The organism is Microbulbifer sp., assembly GCF_036563125.1.
Lineage (GTDB): Bacteria > Pseudomonadota > Gammaproteobacteria > Pseudomonadales > Cellvibrionaceae > Microbulbifer.
In genome coordinates this window covers 16109-34459 of record NZ_DATCMV010000091.1, presented here as the reverse complement: position 1 = coordinate 34459, position 18351 = coordinate 16109, and the positions used below count along the sequence as shown (strand labels likewise).

At 60.6% G+C, this 18351-nt stretch carries 15 protein-coding genes; 2 read left to right on the top strand and 13 right to left on the bottom strand.

Annotated elements, in window-relative coordinates; all coding sequences use genetic code 11:
* Positions 1-43: 43 nt before the first annotated feature.
* Both relA and cysM read right to left on the bottom strand, forming a co-directional pair.
* Entirely contained in the window at positions 44-2296 is a 2253-nt protein-coding gene (relA, locus tag VIL80_RS07345) for a GTP diphosphokinase (protein ID WP_332035471.1), read from the bottom strand.
* Between the two features lie 58 nt (positions 2297-2354).
* Positions 2355-3254 carry a cysteine synthase CysM gene (gene cysM / locus VIL80_RS07340; RefSeq protein WP_527250110.1) on the bottom strand — a complete coding sequence of 300 codons (900 nt, stop codon included), beginning with the start codon at positions 3252-3254 and terminating at the stop codon, positions 2355-2357.
* 176 nt (positions 3255-3430) lie between these two features.
* Between cysM and VIL80_RS07335 the strand changes: the two genes are divergently transcribed.
* A complete protein-coding gene (locus VIL80_RS07335; protein ID WP_332035470.1) occupies positions 3431-6385 on the top strand; it encodes a response regulator in 2955 nt (984 codons plus the stop codon).
* 17 nt (positions 6386-6402) lie between these two features.
* Here the strand turns inward: VIL80_RS07335 and recO are convergent, their stop codons facing one another.
* The 7 genes from recO to VIL80_RS07300 form a co-directional block, all read right to left on the bottom strand.
* Complete coding sequence (gene recO / locus VIL80_RS07330) at positions 6403-7197, bottom strand: DNA repair protein RecO (RefSeq protein ID WP_332035469.1); 795 nt, start codon at positions 7195-7197, stop codon at positions 6403-6405.
* Between the two features lie 14 nt (positions 7198-7211).
* Complete coding sequence (gene era, locus VIL80_RS07325; protein ID WP_332035468.1) at positions 7212-8138, bottom strand: GTPase Era; 927 nt, start codon at positions 8136-8138, stop codon at positions 7212-7214.
* A gap of 87 nt (positions 8139-8225) precedes the next feature.
* Positions 8226-8906 carry a ribonuclease III gene (rnc, locus tag VIL80_RS07320; RefSeq protein WP_332035467.1) on the bottom strand — a complete coding sequence of 227 codons (681 nt, stop codon included), beginning with the start codon at positions 8904-8906 and terminating at the stop codon, positions 8226-8228.
* Positions 8907-8965: 59 nt separating this feature from the next.
* A complete protein-coding gene (locus tag VIL80_RS07315; protein WP_332035466.1) occupies positions 8966-9418 on the bottom strand; it encodes a DUF4845 domain-containing protein in 453 nt (150 codons plus the stop codon).
* 73 nt (positions 9419-9491) lie between these two features.
* Positions 9492-10265: a signal peptidase I gene (lepB, locus tag VIL80_RS07310; RefSeq protein ID WP_332035465.1), complete on the bottom strand. Its 774-nt coding sequence runs from the start codon at positions 10263-10265 to the stop codon at positions 9492-9494.
* Between the two features lie 62 nt (positions 10266-10327).
* A complete protein-coding gene (lepA, locus tag VIL80_RS07305; protein ID WP_332035464.1) occupies positions 10328-12133 on the bottom strand; it encodes a translation elongation factor 4 in 1806 nt (601 codons plus the stop codon).
* A 190-nt stretch (positions 12134-12323) separates the two neighbouring features.
* Positions 12324-13727: a DegQ family serine endoprotease gene (locus VIL80_RS07300; protein ID WP_332035463.1), complete on the bottom strand. Its 1404-nt coding sequence runs from the start codon at positions 13725-13727 to the stop codon at positions 12324-12326.
* A 232-nt stretch (positions 13728-13959) separates the two neighbouring features.
* On the opposite strand from VIL80_RS07300, the gene mpaA reads away from it, so the two are divergent.
* Entirely contained in the window at positions 13960-14706 is a 747-nt protein-coding gene (gene mpaA, locus VIL80_RS07295) for a murein tripeptide amidase MpaA (protein WP_332035462.1), read from the top strand.
* A gap of 45 nt (positions 14707-14751) precedes the next feature.
* Here the strand turns inward: mpaA and ycjG are convergent, their stop codons facing one another.
* From ycjG to VIL80_RS07275, 4 genes are all read right to left on the bottom strand, one after another.
* Entirely contained in the window at positions 14752-15735 is a 984-nt protein-coding gene (gene ycjG / locus VIL80_RS07290) for an L-Ala-D/L-Glu epimerase (RefSeq protein ID WP_332035461.1), read from the bottom strand.
* 110 nt (positions 15736-15845) lie between these two features.
* Positions 15846-16322, bottom strand: a complete 477-nt coding sequence (locus VIL80_RS07285) for a SoxR reducing system RseC family protein (RefSeq protein WP_332035460.1) — start codon at positions 16320-16322, stop codon at positions 15846-15848.
* 27 nt (positions 16323-16349) lie between these two features.
* Positions 16350-17411, bottom strand: coding sequence for a MucB/RseB family sigma factor regulatory protein (locus tag VIL80_RS07280; RefSeq protein ID WP_332035459.1), 1062 nt, complete (start codon positions 17409-17411; stop codon positions 16350-16352).
* Between the two features lie 94 nt (positions 17412-17505).
* A complete protein-coding gene (locus VIL80_RS07275) occupies positions 17506-18195 on the bottom strand; it encodes a sigma-E factor negative regulatory protein (RefSeq protein WP_332035458.1) in 690 nt (229 codons plus the stop codon).
* Between the last annotated feature and the right edge of the window lie 156 nt (positions 18196-18351).

The window sequence follows — 18351 nt, the reverse complement described above, 5'->3', positions numbered from 1 at the left end:
ACTGGGCGCTTTGCTTTCACCAGCTTCCCCTGCATTTCCGGGATCAATGCAGAATCCGGCGTTTCGCGGAGGCCACGTTAGGCAACTGATTGATGCGATGCAGTACCTGGCTCAGCTCCTCGAAATTATGGATTTCCGCGGTGATCACCATATCCACCGTGTGCTTGTGCTTGTTCGAATGGGTCTGCATGGCGGTGATATTGATGCGCTGGCTGTCCAGCATGGTGGTGATATCCCGCAACAGGCCGTGACGATCGTAGGCCTCCACCATGATTTCCACCGAGTAGACTTCGGTGGGTTTTTCCGACCAGCCGACCTGGAGGATACGCTCGGGCTCTTCCGACTGCATCCGCAGCATATTCGCGCAGTCCTTGCGGTGGATCGATACCCCGCGCCCGAGGGTTATGTAGCCCATGATATCGTCACCCGGTACCGGGTTGCAGCAGCGGGCGATATGGGTCAGCAGGTTACCCACCCCATCGATGTACACATCCGTCTGTCCTTCCCGGGCCACCGGCGCAGTGAGGGACAGTACCGGCTCGGTCGGCCCTACTTTCACCATACGCTGGGCCGTATTCAGTACCTGCCCAACACCGATATCGCCAGCACCGACCGCCGCATAGAGGTCGTCCAGCGAATGCATATTGAGTTTTTTCGCCAGTTTTTCGAAATCAAAATCCGCCAGCGCCAGCTGTTTGAATTCGCTGTCGAGAATGGTGCGACCCTCGGCCACATTCTGGTCGCGCGCCTGCATCTTAAACCAGTGGATGACTTTGGCGCGCGCGCGCGAGGTATTGATGTATCCCATGCTGCGGGAAATCCAGTCGCGGCTCGGTGCTTCCCGTTTTCCGGTGAGGATTTCCACCTGGTTCGCGGTCTGCAGCTCATGGTTTAACGGCACGATGCGGCCGTCCACCTTGGCGCCACGGCAGCGGTGGCCGATTTCCGTGTGGATCTTGTAGGCGAAGTCCAGCGGCGTCGCGCCCTTTGGCAGGTCCACCACATGGCCATCGGGCGTGAATACGTAGATACGGGTATCCACATCGCTGGCCTGCAGGTCTTCCTGCAGCGGGTTGCCGCCCACCTCTTCGTGCCAGTCGAGCACCTGGCGCAGCCAGGCAATTTTCTGTTCGTAACCGTCCTGCCCTTCGAGCTGGCCGGATTTTTTGTCGGTGCCCTTGTAGCGCCAGTGGGCGCACACACCGTATTCGGCCTCTTCGTGCATGGCGAAGGTGCGGATCTGCACTTCGAGCACTTTGCGGTCGGGGCCGATCACCGCCGTGTGTAGCGAACGGTAGCCGTTGTCCTTGGGTGAGGCGATGTAATCGTCGAACTCGTTCGGAATGTTGCGCCACAGGTTGTGTACGATACCCAGTACCGCATAACAATCCCGCACCGTCGGTACCAGAATACGCACCGCGCGGATGTCATACACCTGCGAGAAGCCGATATTCTTGCGCCGCATCTTTCGCCAGATGCTGTAGATGTGTTTGGCCCGGCCGAACACTTCCCCTTCGATATCCGCTTTCGCAAGTTCGCTGCGCAACAGCTGCAGCACGTTGTCGATATAGTCCTGCCGCGCCAGACGTTTTTCGTCCAGCAGGCGGGCGATCTGCATATAGTCATCGGGTTCAAGGTAGCGAAAGGAAAGGTCCTCGAGTTCCCATTTGATATGTCCGATACCCAGGCGGTGCGCCAGCGGCGCGTAGACGTCGGCCACCTCCCTGGCCACCCGGCGGCGCTTGGCTTCGGGCGCATTTTTGGAAGCGCGAATGGCGCAGGTGCGTTCCGCCAGCTTGATCAGGGCCACGCGCACATCGTCCACCAGCGCCACCAGCATGCGGCGGATATTTTCCGAGTGCTCCTCTACCGCACCACTCTGATTTTCCACGCCGGTGTCAGCGCTGCGATTGCGGATCACCGCCATCTGCAACACGCCGCGAATCAGTTTGGCGATGGTCTCCCCCATCTCCTCTTCAACGGACTTGAGCGGCAGGCGCTTTTCGCGCACCGCGCGGTACAGCATGGCGGCGCACAGCGCTTCGCCATCAATCTGCAGGTCCGCGAGGATTTCCACCATTTCCAGGCCGGTGAGAAAACTGCTGGCGCCTTCGGTCCAGATATTTTCCGCCTCAATGGCTCTCTGCTCCGCCTGCTCACTCATTTCCAGCGCTTTGCGGAGTGTGACCAGGCTGCCGCCGTCCAGTTTTGCCATGGCCTGAATATGACGCAGCCATGTCTCCCGATCCAGGGTGCCATCGGCCAATCGGGGATAATTTTTTCTGACTTGTACCAATGTCTTAACTCGCGGTCAGAATAAAAGAAAAATTTTGTTGTTATCTTGTCGGGGTACGTCAGCAGTTATCCGCACTGAACAACCCCGAGGACAGGTAGCGGTCGCCGCGATCGCAGATGATGGCGACAATGATGGCATTTTCCACCTCGGCGGAAACCCTCAGTGCACCGGCAACGGCGCCGCCGGATGAAACACCGCAGAATATTCCTTCCTCCCGCGCCAGCCGCCGGGTCATGTTCTCGGCCTCCTGCTGACTGATATCCATCACCCGGTCCACTTCTTCCGGCACGAAGATTTTCGGCAGGTAGGCCTGTGGCCAGCGGCGGATGCCGGGGATGGCCGAACCCTCGGTGGGCTGCAGGCCGATAATCTGGATTTCCGGCTTCTGCTGTTTCAGGTAGCGGCCGCAGCCCATGATGGTGCCGGTGGTGCCCATGGACGAGACGAAATGGGTGATCTCCCCTCCGGTCTGCCGCCAGATTTCCGGCCCCGTCGTTTCTATGTGGGCGGTGGGGTTGTCGATATTGGAAAACTGGTCCAGCACCAGGCCCTTGCCTTCTGCCTGCATTTGCAATGCCAAATCCCGCGCACCCTCCATCCCCTGCTCCGCGGTGACCAGAATCAGCTCGGCGCCGTAGGCAGTCATCGAGGCCTTGCGCTCCTCGGTGGCACTCGCGGGCATGATCAGGATCAGGCGGTACCCCTTGATCGCCGCCGCCATGGCCAGCGCAATGCCGGTGTTGCCGCTGGTGGCTTCAATCAGGGTGTCTCCCGGGCGGATCTGACCGCGGGCCTCCGCGCGACTGATCATCGACAGTGCGGGGCGGTCCTTTACCGAACCCGCCGGATTGTTGCCCTCCAGCTTCAGCAGAATGGTGTTCGAGGTATCTCCCTGCAGTCGCTGCAACCGCACCAGGGGCGTATTGCCTACGCAATCGGCAATCGTCGGATATTCCATAGTCAACTCCTGATCCATCGGCATGTGCGGGCGCACATTCTACCCCCGAGCCGGCGCCGCTGCGAATGCGCCTTGCCGGGCACCAGCACAATCGCCACGCGAGCCGGTGAAATTGGGGTGGCTTCTGCGGCCAGCAGGGGTAGAATCGGACAAAAATAACACAGCAGTTTCTTGCCATGGCCCAAGCCACCCAGCCACAGCCTATGCCAGCGCCAGCCTCCGGTTCCGAAAAGACGCAGGAACAGAGCCCGCACTCCAGGCGCAAGCACAACCGCACCCGCCCCTATCGCACCTACGGCCGGCGTTACTCCCTGCGCGCCATCCTGTTCCGTTACACCATGGCACCGGCGCTGATCCTGTCGCTGCTACTGGCCCTGCTGTTTACTCTGCAGCAGATGCACGACCGCCGTGACCTGCTGTTGAGCCACGGTCGCGCCAGTGCCGAACAGCTGGTGGAACTGATTCACCTGAGCGAGGGCCATTCTTTTGAGGAACGCATCCACTGGCTCGACAAAAGCCTGATGGCTCTGATGCTGGAGCGCGACATGATCCGCTCGGTGCAGCTTTACCGCGCCGATCGCAACGAGGCGGGTGAGGAAGAGTTCAAACTGATTTCAAGTGTGGGCCCACGCCCCCGCACCACCTTTAGCGCAGAAGATCTGCGCGGCAAGCCGGCCCATGTATACGAGGATCTGGACAGCCTGCAGGTGCTGCACCCGCTGATCGGTGGGGGCACCAACTGCTGGCTGACCATTGAGCTGCACCGCCCCTACTTTCTGGTCGGCACTTATCAGGTGGCGCTGGTTGGCCTTATCGGATTGATCGTATGCACCCTGATTGCCCTGGTGTGGGCTGTAGTGCTGTCGGAGCGCGCGGCCAGAAGCCTCGAGCGCATCAAGGAGGCGCTGCGCGCTGTTGGTCAGGGCAAGTTCGCCGCCCGCGCGGTCAGCTCGCGCAATCTGGAACTGGCGCAGCTGGCAGAAGAGATCAACCTGATGGCGGGCAACCTGGCGGAATACCAGCGGGATTACCAGGAGGGGCTGCATCAGTCCATGGAAGACCTGCGCCAGTCGCTGGACGCCATGGAAGAACAGAACATCGAGCTCGAACTCGCGCGCAAGAAAGCCGTGGAAAACAGCCGGGGGAAATCCAACTTCCTGGCAAATACCAGTCACGAAATCCGCACCCCGCTGAACGGCATCATCGGTTTTACCAACCTGTTGCTGAAAACAGAAGTCGACCAGCTTCAGCAGGACTATTTACAGACGATTCTGCGCTCCTCCGAGAGCCTGCTGACCACCATCAACGACATACTGGATTTCTCCCGCATCGAATCCGGCAACCTGGTGCTGGATCACAGCCCCATGAATCTGGGACAGGTTTTGGAGGAGACCCTGCAGATCCTTGCCCCCTACGGATACGAGCACAATCTGGAACTGGTGCCATTTGTTGACCCGCAGCTGCCACCGTCACAGATTGGCGACCCGCTGCGCATCAAGCAGATTCTCACCAACCTGGTCAGCACCGCCATTCGCTGCTCGGAAAATGGCAGTATTCCCGTGCGTATTGCCGTGCAGAGCGGCAAGGAATCCGAGCTGATGGTGCATATCAGCATCGTCGACAACGGGGCCCGCTGCGATGAACAGGGGCGCCGCGAGCTGCGACAACTGCTCAACAGAAGCCCACAGCAACAGCAATCGAACAGCAACGGTATGGGGCTCAGCATCGCCCGCAGCCTGGTGCAATCCATGGGCGGCGAGCTGGGAATGGAGAGCAACGAGCAGGGCGGCTCCAGCTACTGGATACAGCTGCCACTGACCATTGATCGCAATCGCACAGCGATCACCCGCGAGCAGTTCCCCGGATGCAGGGTGCTGCTGGTGGACCCAAATCCCATGACCCGCCAGCAGATATTCCAACAGCTCAGTCACTGGCAGGTGGAAGCGCTGGAGCACTGTGACAGCAAGAACCTGGTGCCCGCGATCGAACAGATGTGGCGGCACGACGCCATGCCCGATGCCCTGATCATCGACACCGCCATCGCCGACGGCAACTTCGATACCTTCGTCGCTACCGTGCAACAACTGGTGGATACCTACCAGTGCCGTGTGGTGGTTCAGGGCTCGCCGGTGGACCTGCGCCGCTGTTACGACGCACTGCGCACCCGGGTTCTCGCGTTCCTCGGCAAACCTGTCAGCCGTGAGGGCCTTCTGCGGGCTCTCAAGCGGGTGGTACCGCAACAGGCCCAGTCGCGCCCCCAGACGGGGACCTTCCCGGTACTGCCGTGGCCGGCAAAGCCACGGGTACTGGTAGTGGACGACCACGAAGCCAATCGCCTGCTGATGAACGAGCTGCTGCGCGCACAGAATATCGAGGCGGTGGTGGCGGCCAGCGGCGCCGAGGCGCTGGATCTATGGCGGGATCAATACTTCGACATGATTTTTATGGATATCCAGATGCCGGATATGGACGGCATTGCCACCACACGCAAGATTCGCGAGGAGGAATCCGGTCGCCGCACACCGGTCATTGCCCTAACCGCCCATGTAGGCACCGAGGAAAAGTCGCGACTGCTGAGCGCGGGCCTCGACGACTATCTCAGCAAACCGGTGAGCGAAATCCAGCTGACCCACACGGTGAAGCGCTGGATGAATGTGAACGGGACCGAAGAGGAAACCACTTTATCCGCGGTGGTCGCGCCGCGTCTGGTAGACATTAGCGAGAGCCTGAATCTGGCCAATCAGGATGCGGGGCTCGCCCGCGACCTGCTGCGAATGCTGCTGAAGGGGCTGCATGAAGACGAGCAGGTACTGGCCCGCCTGTTTGCAGACAAAGACCACAAGGGCCTGTTTGAGCGGGTACACCGTCTTCACGGGGGTTGCTGCTATTGCGGCGTGTTGCGACTGCGCTCGGCCACTGGGCAACTACAGGAACTGCTGCGCCCGCTACAGGACCAGGCGCAGGTGGACCCGGGTAAGTATGCAGAGGCCTATGAGCAAGTGCGCAAGGAAATCCGCACACTGTGGGACTGGTCCGTGGAACAGGACCTGGATGCATTGTTCGGACTGGAACAGATCGGGAAAGTGGGCGCCAGCGGCATAGACATTAGCGAAGAGGAAGGCAGCCACTAATATGCGGGGGAAAAGGGCTATTGGGTGCCGTACACCTGACGGAACAGCTCGCGACTCTTGAGCGGGCGGTTGCCCAGCAATGGGGACAGAATCTGACGGCACAGGCGCTTGGCCGCCGCGAGCACTTCGGCTCTACAGCCCTCCGGACTGGCATCCTCGACAAAACCTTCCTCACCAGCCAGGGTCAACGACCTTACCGCCAGCAAATGCGCACCGGAAAAGTCGCCGGCGCGCAGCGCTGCGCCTGCTGGCAGATGTACCGGCATAAACCCCTCTTCCGCGGTCAGGCGATAAAACGCTTCCGCGCGAATCGGTTCGTTGCCTAGCGGACTGAAATCCAGCTCGGGGCAACAGCCCAGCGCCTGCAACAGCTGCAACTCGAAACGGCGCAGGGGCAGTTCCAGTACCGCGCCCTCGATACCCTGCTCTTCCCCGGTCAGTGCCGCCAGCTGCGCCAGCAGCTGCTGGTAGGCCGCAAACACCGACAGTTGCGCCTCCCCTTCCGGCAACAAGCGAACCAGCAGCTCGTTGGCATAGAGGCCCGCATACACTGCACGCCCCTTGAGCCACAGCGACTGCCCGGCACTTTCAACAGGACCTAGGGTTTTCAGGTCGTGGCGCCCCATCAGGGTCACCAGTAATGGGGCAAAAGGCTGCAGCGCGCGCTGGCGCCGCTGCTTGTCGCGGCGCGCGCCCTTGGCGATACAGGCGATGCGCCCGTAGTCCGGTGTCAGCAGCTCCAGGATCAGGCTGGTATCCCGGAATGGCCGCGAGTGCAGGATATAGGCCGGTTGCGGGGGCAGCTGCTGCACGGTGAAAAGGGGAATTACTGTTTGTCGATATAGCCGAGACTGCGCAGCGCGCGCTCGTCATCGGACCAGCCGGACTTCACCTTCACCCACAGATTCAGCATCACCTTGCTGTCGAACAGCTTTTCCATATCCAGCCGCGCGGCCTGTCCGATCTGCTTGATGCGCTCGCCCTTGGTGCCGATGAGGATGCGCTTCTGGCCGTCGCGCTCCACCAGGATGGCGGCGCTGATATGCAGAACTTTGTCCTGCTGATCGAACTCTTCCACTTCCACGGTCACTGCGTAGGGAATCTCCGCGCCCAATTGACGCATCACTTTTTCGCGCACGATTTCCGCGGCTAGGAAACGCGAACTGCGGTCGGTGATCTGATCCTCCTCGAAGAAGTGCATTCCCTCGGGCAGACGCTCGACGATGACCTTCTCCAGAGATTCCAGGTTGGTTGAGCGCAGCGCCGACAGCGGCACAATCTCCGCGTGGGGGAAACGGTCCGACAACGCCTGCAACTGGGGTAGCAGGTCGCCCTTGTCTTCCAGCTGATCCACTTTGTTGACTGCAATAATCAGCGGGCATTTGAGCCCCTGCAGCTTCTGCGCCACCAGTTCATCGCCCTCGGTCCAGCGCGCCCGCTCCACCACGAACACCACCACATCCACATCGCGGGTGGAGCTGATGGCCGCGCGGTTCATATAGCGGTTGATGGCCTTATCCTCCCCCGCATGCAGACCGGGGGTATCCACGAAGATGATCTGGTTCGGACCCTCGGTCTTGATTCCGAGCATATTGTGGCGGGTAGTCTGCGGCTTGCGAGAAGTAATGCAGATCTTCTGCCCCAGAATATGGTTCAGCAGGGTGGACTTGCCCACGTTGGGGCGACCCACGATAGCCACGTAACCACAGCGGGTCGCAGGCGAATTAGTTGGCGGGATGGTTGTTTCGCTCAAGGATGGTCTCCGGGGCTGCAGGCGCACATACCATGGCGCCGGCAAGGCAATAAAATTTGGCGTTGGCGATTGGGGCAGATTATAGAGTCAGTCCTGCCCGGTCAGTCGAGCGTAGGCTTCGGTGGCGGCGACCTTTTCTGCCGCGCGCCGGTTGCTGGCAGTGCCGCGCACCGGCGCGTTGAGCCCGGCCACCCGGCATTCCACCACAAATTCCTGCGAGTGCTCTTCACCCCCGACTTCCACCACCGTGTATTCCGGCAGCGGCTTCTGGCGCGCCTGCAGCCACTCCTGCAGGCGGGTCTTCGGGTCCTTGACGGTTTCCAGGGACAGGTTCTGCAGCCGTGGGGCAAACCAGGCCAGTACGCGCGCACGCGCCGCCTCGAGCCCGGCGTCCAGGTAAATCGCACCGATAATGGCTTCCACGGCATCGGCGAGAATCGAGGCGCGGCGGTGACCGCCACTCTTCATCTCCCCCTCTCCCAGGCGCAGGCACTGGCCGAGTTCCAGTTCCTGGGCCAGCTTGGCCAGGGTTTCCCCGCTGACCAGCTGCGCGCGCAGACGGCTCATCTGCCCTTCGCGGCCGTCGGGGAACTTTTCAAATAGCGCCGCACTGATGGTGAATCCCAGAATGGAGTCGCCGAGGAATTCCAGCCGCTCGTTATTGTGGCTGCCGTGGGAGCGATGGGTAAGTGCGAGGGAGAGCAGCTCCGCCCGGGCAAATTGATGGCCCAGGCGGCTGCAGAGTCGTTGAAGTAAAAGGTCTGTCACCGTAAGTCTGTCGTCTTTCGCTGTGAGCGCCCGCCGTTCGCTGAGAGCGCCTGGGGCGCTCAGTCTTCGCGGCGGCGGAACTGCTCGATATCTACCAATGGTTCACAGCACAGTTCCGGCTTTGCGGTATTGAGCTGCTTGTCGAACTTCATCACCACATCCACATTGTGGAACAGTGGCTGACGCAGTTCGTAGTTGATGCTGACCAGGGTACTGTCGGCACCGCGAATAATTTTCACCGCCTTGGTGGGCTCACCGCGCACATTGTTGATGGTGAAGTACCTGTCCAACTCGCGCTTGATTTCGCTATTGCTCATTTCGCGAATGTTGCCGTTCTCCGACAGGGACTGCAGCCCCTCTTCCACGAAATGCGCATCGATATAGCCAGGCCCCAGTTTGGACACGACGGTGAGGCCAAAGCCGAACACCGCGATCACAAACAGCCAACCCCAGTAACTCATACCCCGTTGCGCCCGCAACAGACGCGCCCCCGAAAGGTGTCGTAATGCCATCTTCTGTTACCGTTTTATCGTTCTAATTTGGCGGTCATCCCTGGTTTCAGCGCTTGGCTGTGCGCATCGAGTCCTATTCGATGCCGCCTACCCGGTTAAAACTGGGCAGGCTCAATAGTTTGTCCCAATGCATCCAGATTGCAAAGGCCTTGCCGACAATGTCTTTCTCCGGCACGAAGCCCCACTCACGGCTGTCGAGACTGTTGTCACGGTTGTCGCCCATCATGAAATAGTGCCCTTCCGGCACGGTGATGGCACGGGTATTACTGTAGCGGGTGGGGGCGGAATGCTTCGCCATCAGGTGGCGCTGGCCGTCCAGGGTTTCCCACAACAGTTCCCGTCCCGGAATTCGTACGTCGGAACGGATAAACTCCTGCGGTACCGGCTCGCCGTTGATATACAGCTGGTTATTCACCACCCGAATTTCATCACCCGGCAGACCGATCACCCGCTTGATGTAGTAGGTATCGTTCATGTGCGGGGGGAAAAATACCATTACATCGCCGCGCTTGGGCTCACCGATGTCCACCACCTTGGTGCGGGATACCGGCAGGCGCAGGCCGTAGGAAAACTTGTTCACCAGAATGAAGTCACCCACTTCCAGGGTGGGGTCCATGGACGCGGACGGGATCTGGAACGGCTCCACCAGGAAAGAGCGCAGCACAAACACGATGGCCAGCACCGGGAAGAACGACTTGGAGTACTCCACCAGTACCGGCTCGGGCTGGCTCTGGCCTTTGGCCGCCAGCGCCTTGCGCCCGCGCGCCAGAAACAGTGCATCAAACAGCCAGATTGCCCCTGTCGCTACCACAAGCAACAGCAAAATAAGGGGGAAATTGATATCCATTCAAACGTCTCTTTCTGACTGGTTTTTGTTTTTAGTGATGCCCGGCCACCGCCGGGCTCACGTCAGCTGTCGACCTTCAGTACCGCGAGGAACGCGTCCTGGGGCACTTCTACCCGACCGAGCTGCTTCATGCGGCGTTTACCGGCCTTCTGCTTCTCGAGCAGTTTCTTCTTACGGGTCACGTCACCACCATAGCACTTGGCGGTTACATTCTTGCGCAGCGCCTTCACCGTGGTACGGGCGACAACAGAACCGCCGATGGCCGCCTGAATGGCTACGTCGAACATCTGCCGCGGAATCAGGTCTTTCATCTTTTCCGCAATGGCGCGACCGCGGCTCTGCGCATTGTCGCGATGCAGAATGACCGCCAGTGCGTCCACCCGATCGCCGTTGATGAGGATATCAAGGCGCACGAGTTTTGCCGCGTCGAAGCGCACAAAGCTGTAGTCCAGCGACGCGAAGCCGCGGCTCACGGATTTGAGGCGGTCGAAGAAGTCCATCACCACTTCGCTCATCGGCAGCTCGTAGCGCAGGGATACCTGGCCACCCACATATTGCATATCTTTTTGGATGCCGCGCTTTTCGATACACAGGGTAATGACGTTGCCCAGGTAATCCTGCGGCACCAGGATATTCGCTTCGGCGATGGGTTCACGCATTTCCTCGATGGAGCCCAGATCCGGCAGGCGCGAGGGGTTGTCCACATAGACTGTGGAGCCATCGTTCATCAACACTTCGTAGACTACGGTGGGCGCGGTGGTGATCAGGTCGAGATCGTATTCCCGCTCCAGGCGTTCCTGAATGATCTCCATGTGCAGCATACCGAGGAAACCGCAGCGGAAACCAAAACCGAGGGCATCGGAGGACTCGGGCTCATAGAACAGGGAGGCGTCGTTCAGGGACAGTTTGTCCAGTGCATCGCGGAAGCCCTCGTAGTCGTCGGAGCTGACCGGGAACAGGCCGGCGTAAACCTGCGGTTTTACCTTTTTGAACCCCGGCAGCATCGCCACATCTTCCATACCCTTGGCATGGGTCAGGGTATCGCCCACGGGCGCGCCGTGAATGTCCTTGATACCGGCCACCACAAAGCCCACCTCGCCGGCGCGAAGCACACCGGTTTCCTTGCGCTTGGGTGTGAACACACCGACGTTGTCCACCACGTGCTGGCGACCGATGGATTTCGCCACGATCTTGTCTTTGGCCTTGAGAGTGCCCTGCTTGACCCGCACCAAAGACACCACGCCGAGGTAGGAGTCAAACCAGGAGTCGATGATCAGCGCCTGCAGCGGCGCATCCACATCGCCCTCCGGCGGTGGCACCAGGCGCACCAGGTCTTCCAGCACATCCTCGATGCCGAGGCCGGATTTGGCACTGCAGCGGGTCGCATTGGTAGCGTCGATGCCGATGATGTCTTCGATCTCGGTAGCTACACGCTCGGGCTCTGCCTGCGGCAGGTCCATCTTGTTCAGTACCGGGATCACTTCCAGGCCCTGTTCGATAGCGGTGTAGCAGTTGGCCACGGACTGGGCCTCTACGCCCTGTGCCGCATCCACCACCAGCAGCGCACCTTCACAGGCCGCCAGTGAGCGGGACACTTCATACGAGAAGTCCACGTGCCCGGGAGTATCGATGAAGTTAAGCTGGTAGGTTTTGCCGTCGCGGGCGGTGTAGTCCAGAGTCACGCTCTGGGCCTTGATGGTAATACCGCGCTCGCGCTCGATATCCATGCTGTCGAGTACCTGGGCGGCCATCTCGCGGTCGCTCAGGCCACCACATACCTGGATAAAACGGTCTGCCAGGGTGGATTTCCCGTGGTCGATGTGAGCGATGATGGAGAAATTGCGGATATGGGAGAGATCAGTGGCCACTGCGAGGACAAAACCTTTTAAAAATCAGTGAGTTAATGGGCGGACCAGGCCGCGCTGTGGGCGCAAGTCTAACAGGTTGCAGGAAAAGTGCATCCAGTCAGCGCGGAGCCACCGGCTCTCGGGGCTCCGGGCCGCCGGCAGGCCCCGGCGGCGTGGCGACCGCCGGACTCTACCGGGATTCAACTCACTCTCAATCCTCGTCGATCTGGATGGTGCGGAAGGTGGGCTGGCCGCCGCGGAAGAAGCGGATCGGCAATAGCTCGCCCTTCGGCAGTTTTTTGACGATTTTCTGGTAGTCAACCAGCGACTCAACCTGATCGAATCCGAGCTGGGCAATGATATCGCCACTGCGCAGGCCCGCATTGGCACCCGGCTTGCCGGGCACTACCTGCTTCACCAGTACGCCGGATTCCACACCCAGGCGCTGCTTGAGGCTGTCGGGGATATCGTCCACTGCCAGCCCCAGGCGTCCGCCCACATCGGTGGTAGCGGGAACATTGCCGGCCTGCACTTCTGCATCGTCATCCCCCGGCAGCGCGCCAACGCGCACCTTGAGCTTGCGCTCCTTGCCTTCACGCATGAGCACCACCGGCACCTCGGCGCCCGGGCGTGTCTGACCAACCACATGGGGCAGATCGCCGGGCATCAGGATCTTCTGGCCATCGAAGTGCATGATGATGTCACCAACCTGGATGCCAGCCTGGGCCGCCGGAGAGTCCGCTTCGAGCTGGCCAACCAGCGCGCCGGCAGGCTTGTTGAGGCCCATGGCAATCGCCAGTTTGCGGTCAACGTCCTGGATACCCACACCGAGCCAGCCGCGATCTACGCGCCCTTTCTCTCGCAGCTGCGCCACGACATCCTGCGCAAGGCTCGCGGGAATGGCGAAGGAAAGACCGATGGAGCCACCACTGCGGGTATAAATCTGGGAGTTGATACCCACCACCTCACCGTTCAGGTTGAACAGCGGGCCACCAGAGTTACCGGGATTAATGGCCACGTCGGTCTGGATAAACGGCACATAGTTCTCGCGGCTCTCATTGGGAATACTGCGCCCCATGGCACTCACGATACCGGCGCTGGCTGAGTAGTCGAGACCGAACGGGGAGCCGATGGCCACCACCCACTCACCTACTTTCATCTTGTCGGAATCGCCCCAGCGAACCGTGGGCAGGTCATTGGCCTCTACCTTGAGCAGAGCCAGGTCCGAGCGCGGGTCAGTGCCAATTACCTTGGCCTCATATTCCCGGCGGTCGGTCAGGGTAACCCGGACCTCGTCGGCGCCGTCAACCACGTGATTATTGGTGACTATGTAGCCATCATTGGTAATGATGAACCCGGAACCCATGCTGGCCACCGGGCGCTGCTGGCGCTCACGCGGTTCGAGCAGGTGGCGAAAAATATCCGGGATCTCCTGCTGATACTGCGGAGGCACGGAATTACGCGTCACCCGCGTATTTTCCATCGTGTTGATTTTCACCACGGCCGGAGAATTCTGTTCGATAAGGTCAGTCAGCTCCGGAAGTCCGCGCGCACTGACTGCGGCGGAGAAAAGAAGACAAAGTGCCAGCAAAAACTGCGTACTACGTGCAAACATGTTTGCTACCCCTGATAAGCCTTTCTACTAATATGCAAAAAAGTATGTTCGGAAATCGGATTGGCGCAATTATCAATGAGTATTGTCATTGTTGGCGGGCGCCCTCCCGACCAAAAATTTTCTGCGCTGAGCCAGCTTGCCGGGCAGTCCCGGTCGGTCAGCGACACAGGGTTAGTCGAAAAATTTGCCGAAAAGTTCTCAAAACCCAATGTAAAACAGTGTTAAGGACTCCATGAGCCAGCCCCAGCAACCCACCCCCAACAGTAAGCCCACCACACAACTGCGCCCTCGCGCCGCACGGGGCCTGTTTCAGCATCAGCGGCGGCAATATGGTCAGTCTGCGCTGGGGGCACCGCTGCTCTATTTTCCGGCGGAGGTCCGCGACGAGCACACCGGTATGGTTCTAGCCGGTACCCATGGCGACGAAGTGGCTGCGGTGGTTACCCTCTCCTGTGCGCTGCGCTCGCTGGAAGCCGGACAGCTTCGCCACCACGTAGTTCTGGCGGTGAATCCCGATGGCTGCCAGCTCGGCACCCGCTCCAACGCGCGCGGGGTGGACCTGAACCGGAACTTCGCCACCAGTAACTGGAAGGCCGATGGCACTGTCTACCGCTGGAACAGCGCCGCCGAAGAGCGCGATGTCTACCTGTCTACCGGTGACTCCGCGGGCTCGGAGCCGGAATCCGCGGCCCTGTGCCATTTGATCGGCGAATTACGCCCTGCGTGGCTGGTCTCCATTCACGAGCCTCTGGCCTGTGTCGACGACCCACTACAGAGCCCGCTGGGTCACTGGCTGGCGGAGCGCATCGAACTGCCACTGGTCGCCGACCCCGGTTACACCACACCGGGCTCTTTCGGCACCTGGTGTGCAGAGCAGGGATACCCCTGCATCACTCTTGAGTACCCGCCCATCTCCGCCGATGTGGCGAGCGAGGAATATCTGGAGGCGATGATCGAGCTTCTCTGCTATACGCCCTGAAGTGCCCACAAGCCGCGGCCAGCAGGCTGCCACTCCAGATCCGTCTCAGGTCCAGTAGACACGGCCACCTTCAAAGCGCAATGGATTGGCATCTTTTGCCAGCCATGTCGGCCCATCCAGGTCCACAAAACGCGCGAATTGCCCCAGCGGCCAGGCCGCCCGAATCGCGCGCGAGGTGCACAGCATGCAGCCCAGCATCAGCTCAAACCCCTGCGCCCTTGCGGTTTCCGCCAGCGCCAGCGCCTCCAGAATGCCGCCGGTCTTATCCAACTTGATATTCAGCATCTCGTACCGCCCGGCAAGACGCGGCAGGTCGGCGCGGGTATGGCAGCTCTCATCCGCACATATCGGCAGCGGGTGGGAGAAACTCGCCAGCGGCGCATCCTCGCCGGCAGGTAGCGGCTGCTCCAGCATGGCCACCCCCTGCTCTGCCAGCGCTTCACACAGGGCCGGAAGCCCCTCCCATGCCCACGCCTCGTTGGCGTCGATCACCAACTGGCACTCGGGTGCTGCGGCGCGCACCGCCATCACACGCTCCAGCACCTGCTGGCGATCCAGTTTCAGTTTGAGCACCGTTACCCCGCGGTCAGCGGCAGCGCGCGCCGCCTCCCCCATGGCATCGGGGTCGGCAATCACCAGGGTCTGCACCGTCGGCAGCCATTTCGGCCCGGAATCGGCAATGCCGGACTTGCGCCGTTCCCAGTCCGCCAGGGCGCAGTCCACCGCATTGCGGGCGGCACCGGCGGGAAGAGCCTGCTGCAGTTGTGCGCGTGTCAGTCCCTGGCGTAGCGCCGGCAAAACCGATGAGATCTGCGCGAGTACCGACTCCACACTTTCTCCATAGCGCGGGTAAGGGGTGCACTCACCGATGCCGGTGAATCCCGCTGCGGCGGCCTCCACTACGACCACGCGGGCCTCGGTGCGCGCCCCACGGGAAATCACAAAGGCAGTCCGCAGTGGCCAGCTCTCCGCATAGCAGCGCGCTTCGAAATTGGCATGCGCCTCGAAACTGGGACGCGCTTCGGACATTCGAGCTCTCCAAAATTTGAAATCTGCCTACAGCACAGGTGAACGGCAGCACAACCCAGCATTTAGTGTAGGAAGATATTCCGTGGCAAACGGAAGAAAAGGAGAAGTGTTCAGCGGGTTTCGGTAGCGGGGATGGTGGTACAGGCGTATTCGCGCTCCAGGCGCAAAAACTGTGGCGTGAGCGCGGGATTCGCGCGATTGAGATGGCTGTAGAGGCGGATCGCCAGAGCACCCAGCACAAACCCACCCACAGCACCAAGAATGGCCCAGACTTCAGCGCCTGCGGACTGCCCGACAAGAGCCCCCAGTACCAGGGTTAGTAACGGCAGTAAATAGACGACAAGCGCGCTGCTGGCCAGCGTGTTTTCGGCAATCCCGATCACGACCGTATCGTGTAAACGAATAGTGTCGAGCGCCGGTGGAGCAACAGCCACTCGCACTTGGGACGCGCGGCTCCAGAAATCACCGAGCAAACCGGTGCCACAGCCGGATTTGGCAGCACAGCCGTTGCAACTGCTGCGCTGTACCGTTTCCACCCAGATACCGGAATCGTCCAGGGCTACTACCCTGCCGCGCTCTTCAATCATCGTCCGAAAACCTTCACTGGCAGCCACTCACTGCCGAGTCTTAACCGACTTGGCTACCAACAGCGCCGTGTTGTCGGGGATCTCCCCCACCACGGTCACCGTGTAATGCTCGTTGTTGATTTCGAACTGGTCCATGTAGGCCACGGTGGCACCACGCACCGCACGCCCCCGGTAATTCATATTCGGCCCAAGCTTCTGCACGAACACGGTAAACGCGCTCAAACCATCGCTGAAAACCTGCATTTCCCCGTCCACCAGCTCCCGCGCCGCTACCGCCTTGAATCCGTTCGGCACCCAGTTCAGCTGCCAGCGACTCACCAGGCTCCCGCAGTGCCCGACGCCCTCACTTTCGCGCGCGGAGTCCGAATGCGGTTGCAGATCGCTATCGGCAATGGGGGCCAGATCCAGCTCAACGAATTGGAAACGCTCCAGCAGCCTACCCGAGGGGGCCACCAGCAGGGACTTCAGCGGCAGGCCGGTCTCGCGATCGACGCTGACCACCATACCGAAGCGGTGCACATCCCGTGGACGCGCTTCCAGCACGACCGCATCGCGATCGGCGATACGCTCTTCGCCGCGCAGCACGAATTGATAATTCCCCTGCACGTTCTGCAGCCCCACACTGCTCCACAGGCCGGCGCGGGACAGCGGACTGCCGTCGCGGCGGCACTGGGCGTCCTGCCCACGGCTCACCATCTCCCGGGGCGCGCCGGTCAGAAAGCGGATACGCTCCACCGGCTCGCCACTGCGAATGCCGTGCACCACTTCGACGCTCTCCATAACACCCGCATGCTCGAAGGTGGCGAACCCGCGGTATTCCAAACTGGTCACCGCATTCGCGAGCTTGCTCAGCAGTTTCTGGATTTCGACATCGTCGGCCTGCGGAGTGATAGCCGGTTCTGTCGGAAGCGTTTGCGCGGAATTTTGCGAATCGGGCTCACTGTCAGTAACCGGCGGGGCCGGAATTTCGGGGCGTGGAGCATCCACTTCCTGGGCATTCGCCACAGGCAACACGGGACCTGCAAACAGCAAAAAAGCCAACAGTGGGCTGTTGGCTTTCAGGGCAGGGAAAGGAAAAATTTTTGCCATGATCATTCTTTATTCAAAGTAGACGTACGCTGGCAACACAACCGGCCCACGGGGCGGGCGGCAACCGCCCGCATCCACCGTTATCACATCACCGCTATTCCGGCGGGCGCTCGCCGTAAGTAGCACGAGCGAAGGGAACCATTCCCTGACTGCTCATACGGGCCGCCTGCTCGGAGTGCTCCATCATCACCCGGTTGAGGTGACGCATCAGCTCGGGAGACGGAACCACCTGCACTTGCGGGGAGGAACCCATGCCAATCCGCTGCTCGGGAACCAGTTGCGGATTAGTGCTCACCGAACGGGTATTCAACGTCGGCACCAGGAAACCACTGGGCTGGGGTACGGACTGCACCGGCTGTTGTGCCGGGCGCTCTACCTCGGCCACCAGCTCACCACCGGTCTGCGGCGCCTGCATCTGCTGCACACCCAGCACCGCGGCAAACGCTACCGTGGCCGCCACCGCGCCACGCGACAGCGGGCGCCACCAGCGACTGCGCGTCCCGGCGGAATCATTGGCAGCCTGTGGCTCCGCGCTGGCAACCAGCGAAGGCTCATCGGCAATGGCCGCGGAGATACTGGCCGCCAGGCCAAGATCAACCGGCGCGACCTTTTCACCACGTATCACACTAGCGGCCAGCTGGTAACGGGACCAGCGCTGGCTGAGATCGCCGCCGGCGATATCGCTCTCCTTGAGCAGACGCTGAATTTCCAGTTCACTGGCTTCACCGTCCATCAACGCGGATAGCGATTCATTCAAACGCTGCTGATGATTCCCGTGAGACATACGGGGCAACCCTCTTTCAGTGCAATCCAATTTCAATAGGTGCTGTAACCGCACCCTGTCTGTTGGTATCTGAGACCGGCGTCTACCGGAAAAGTTTTACTCGCAGGCAAATTTTGTGTGAATTCATCAAAAAATTTGCCTGTCGTTCCGGTCATC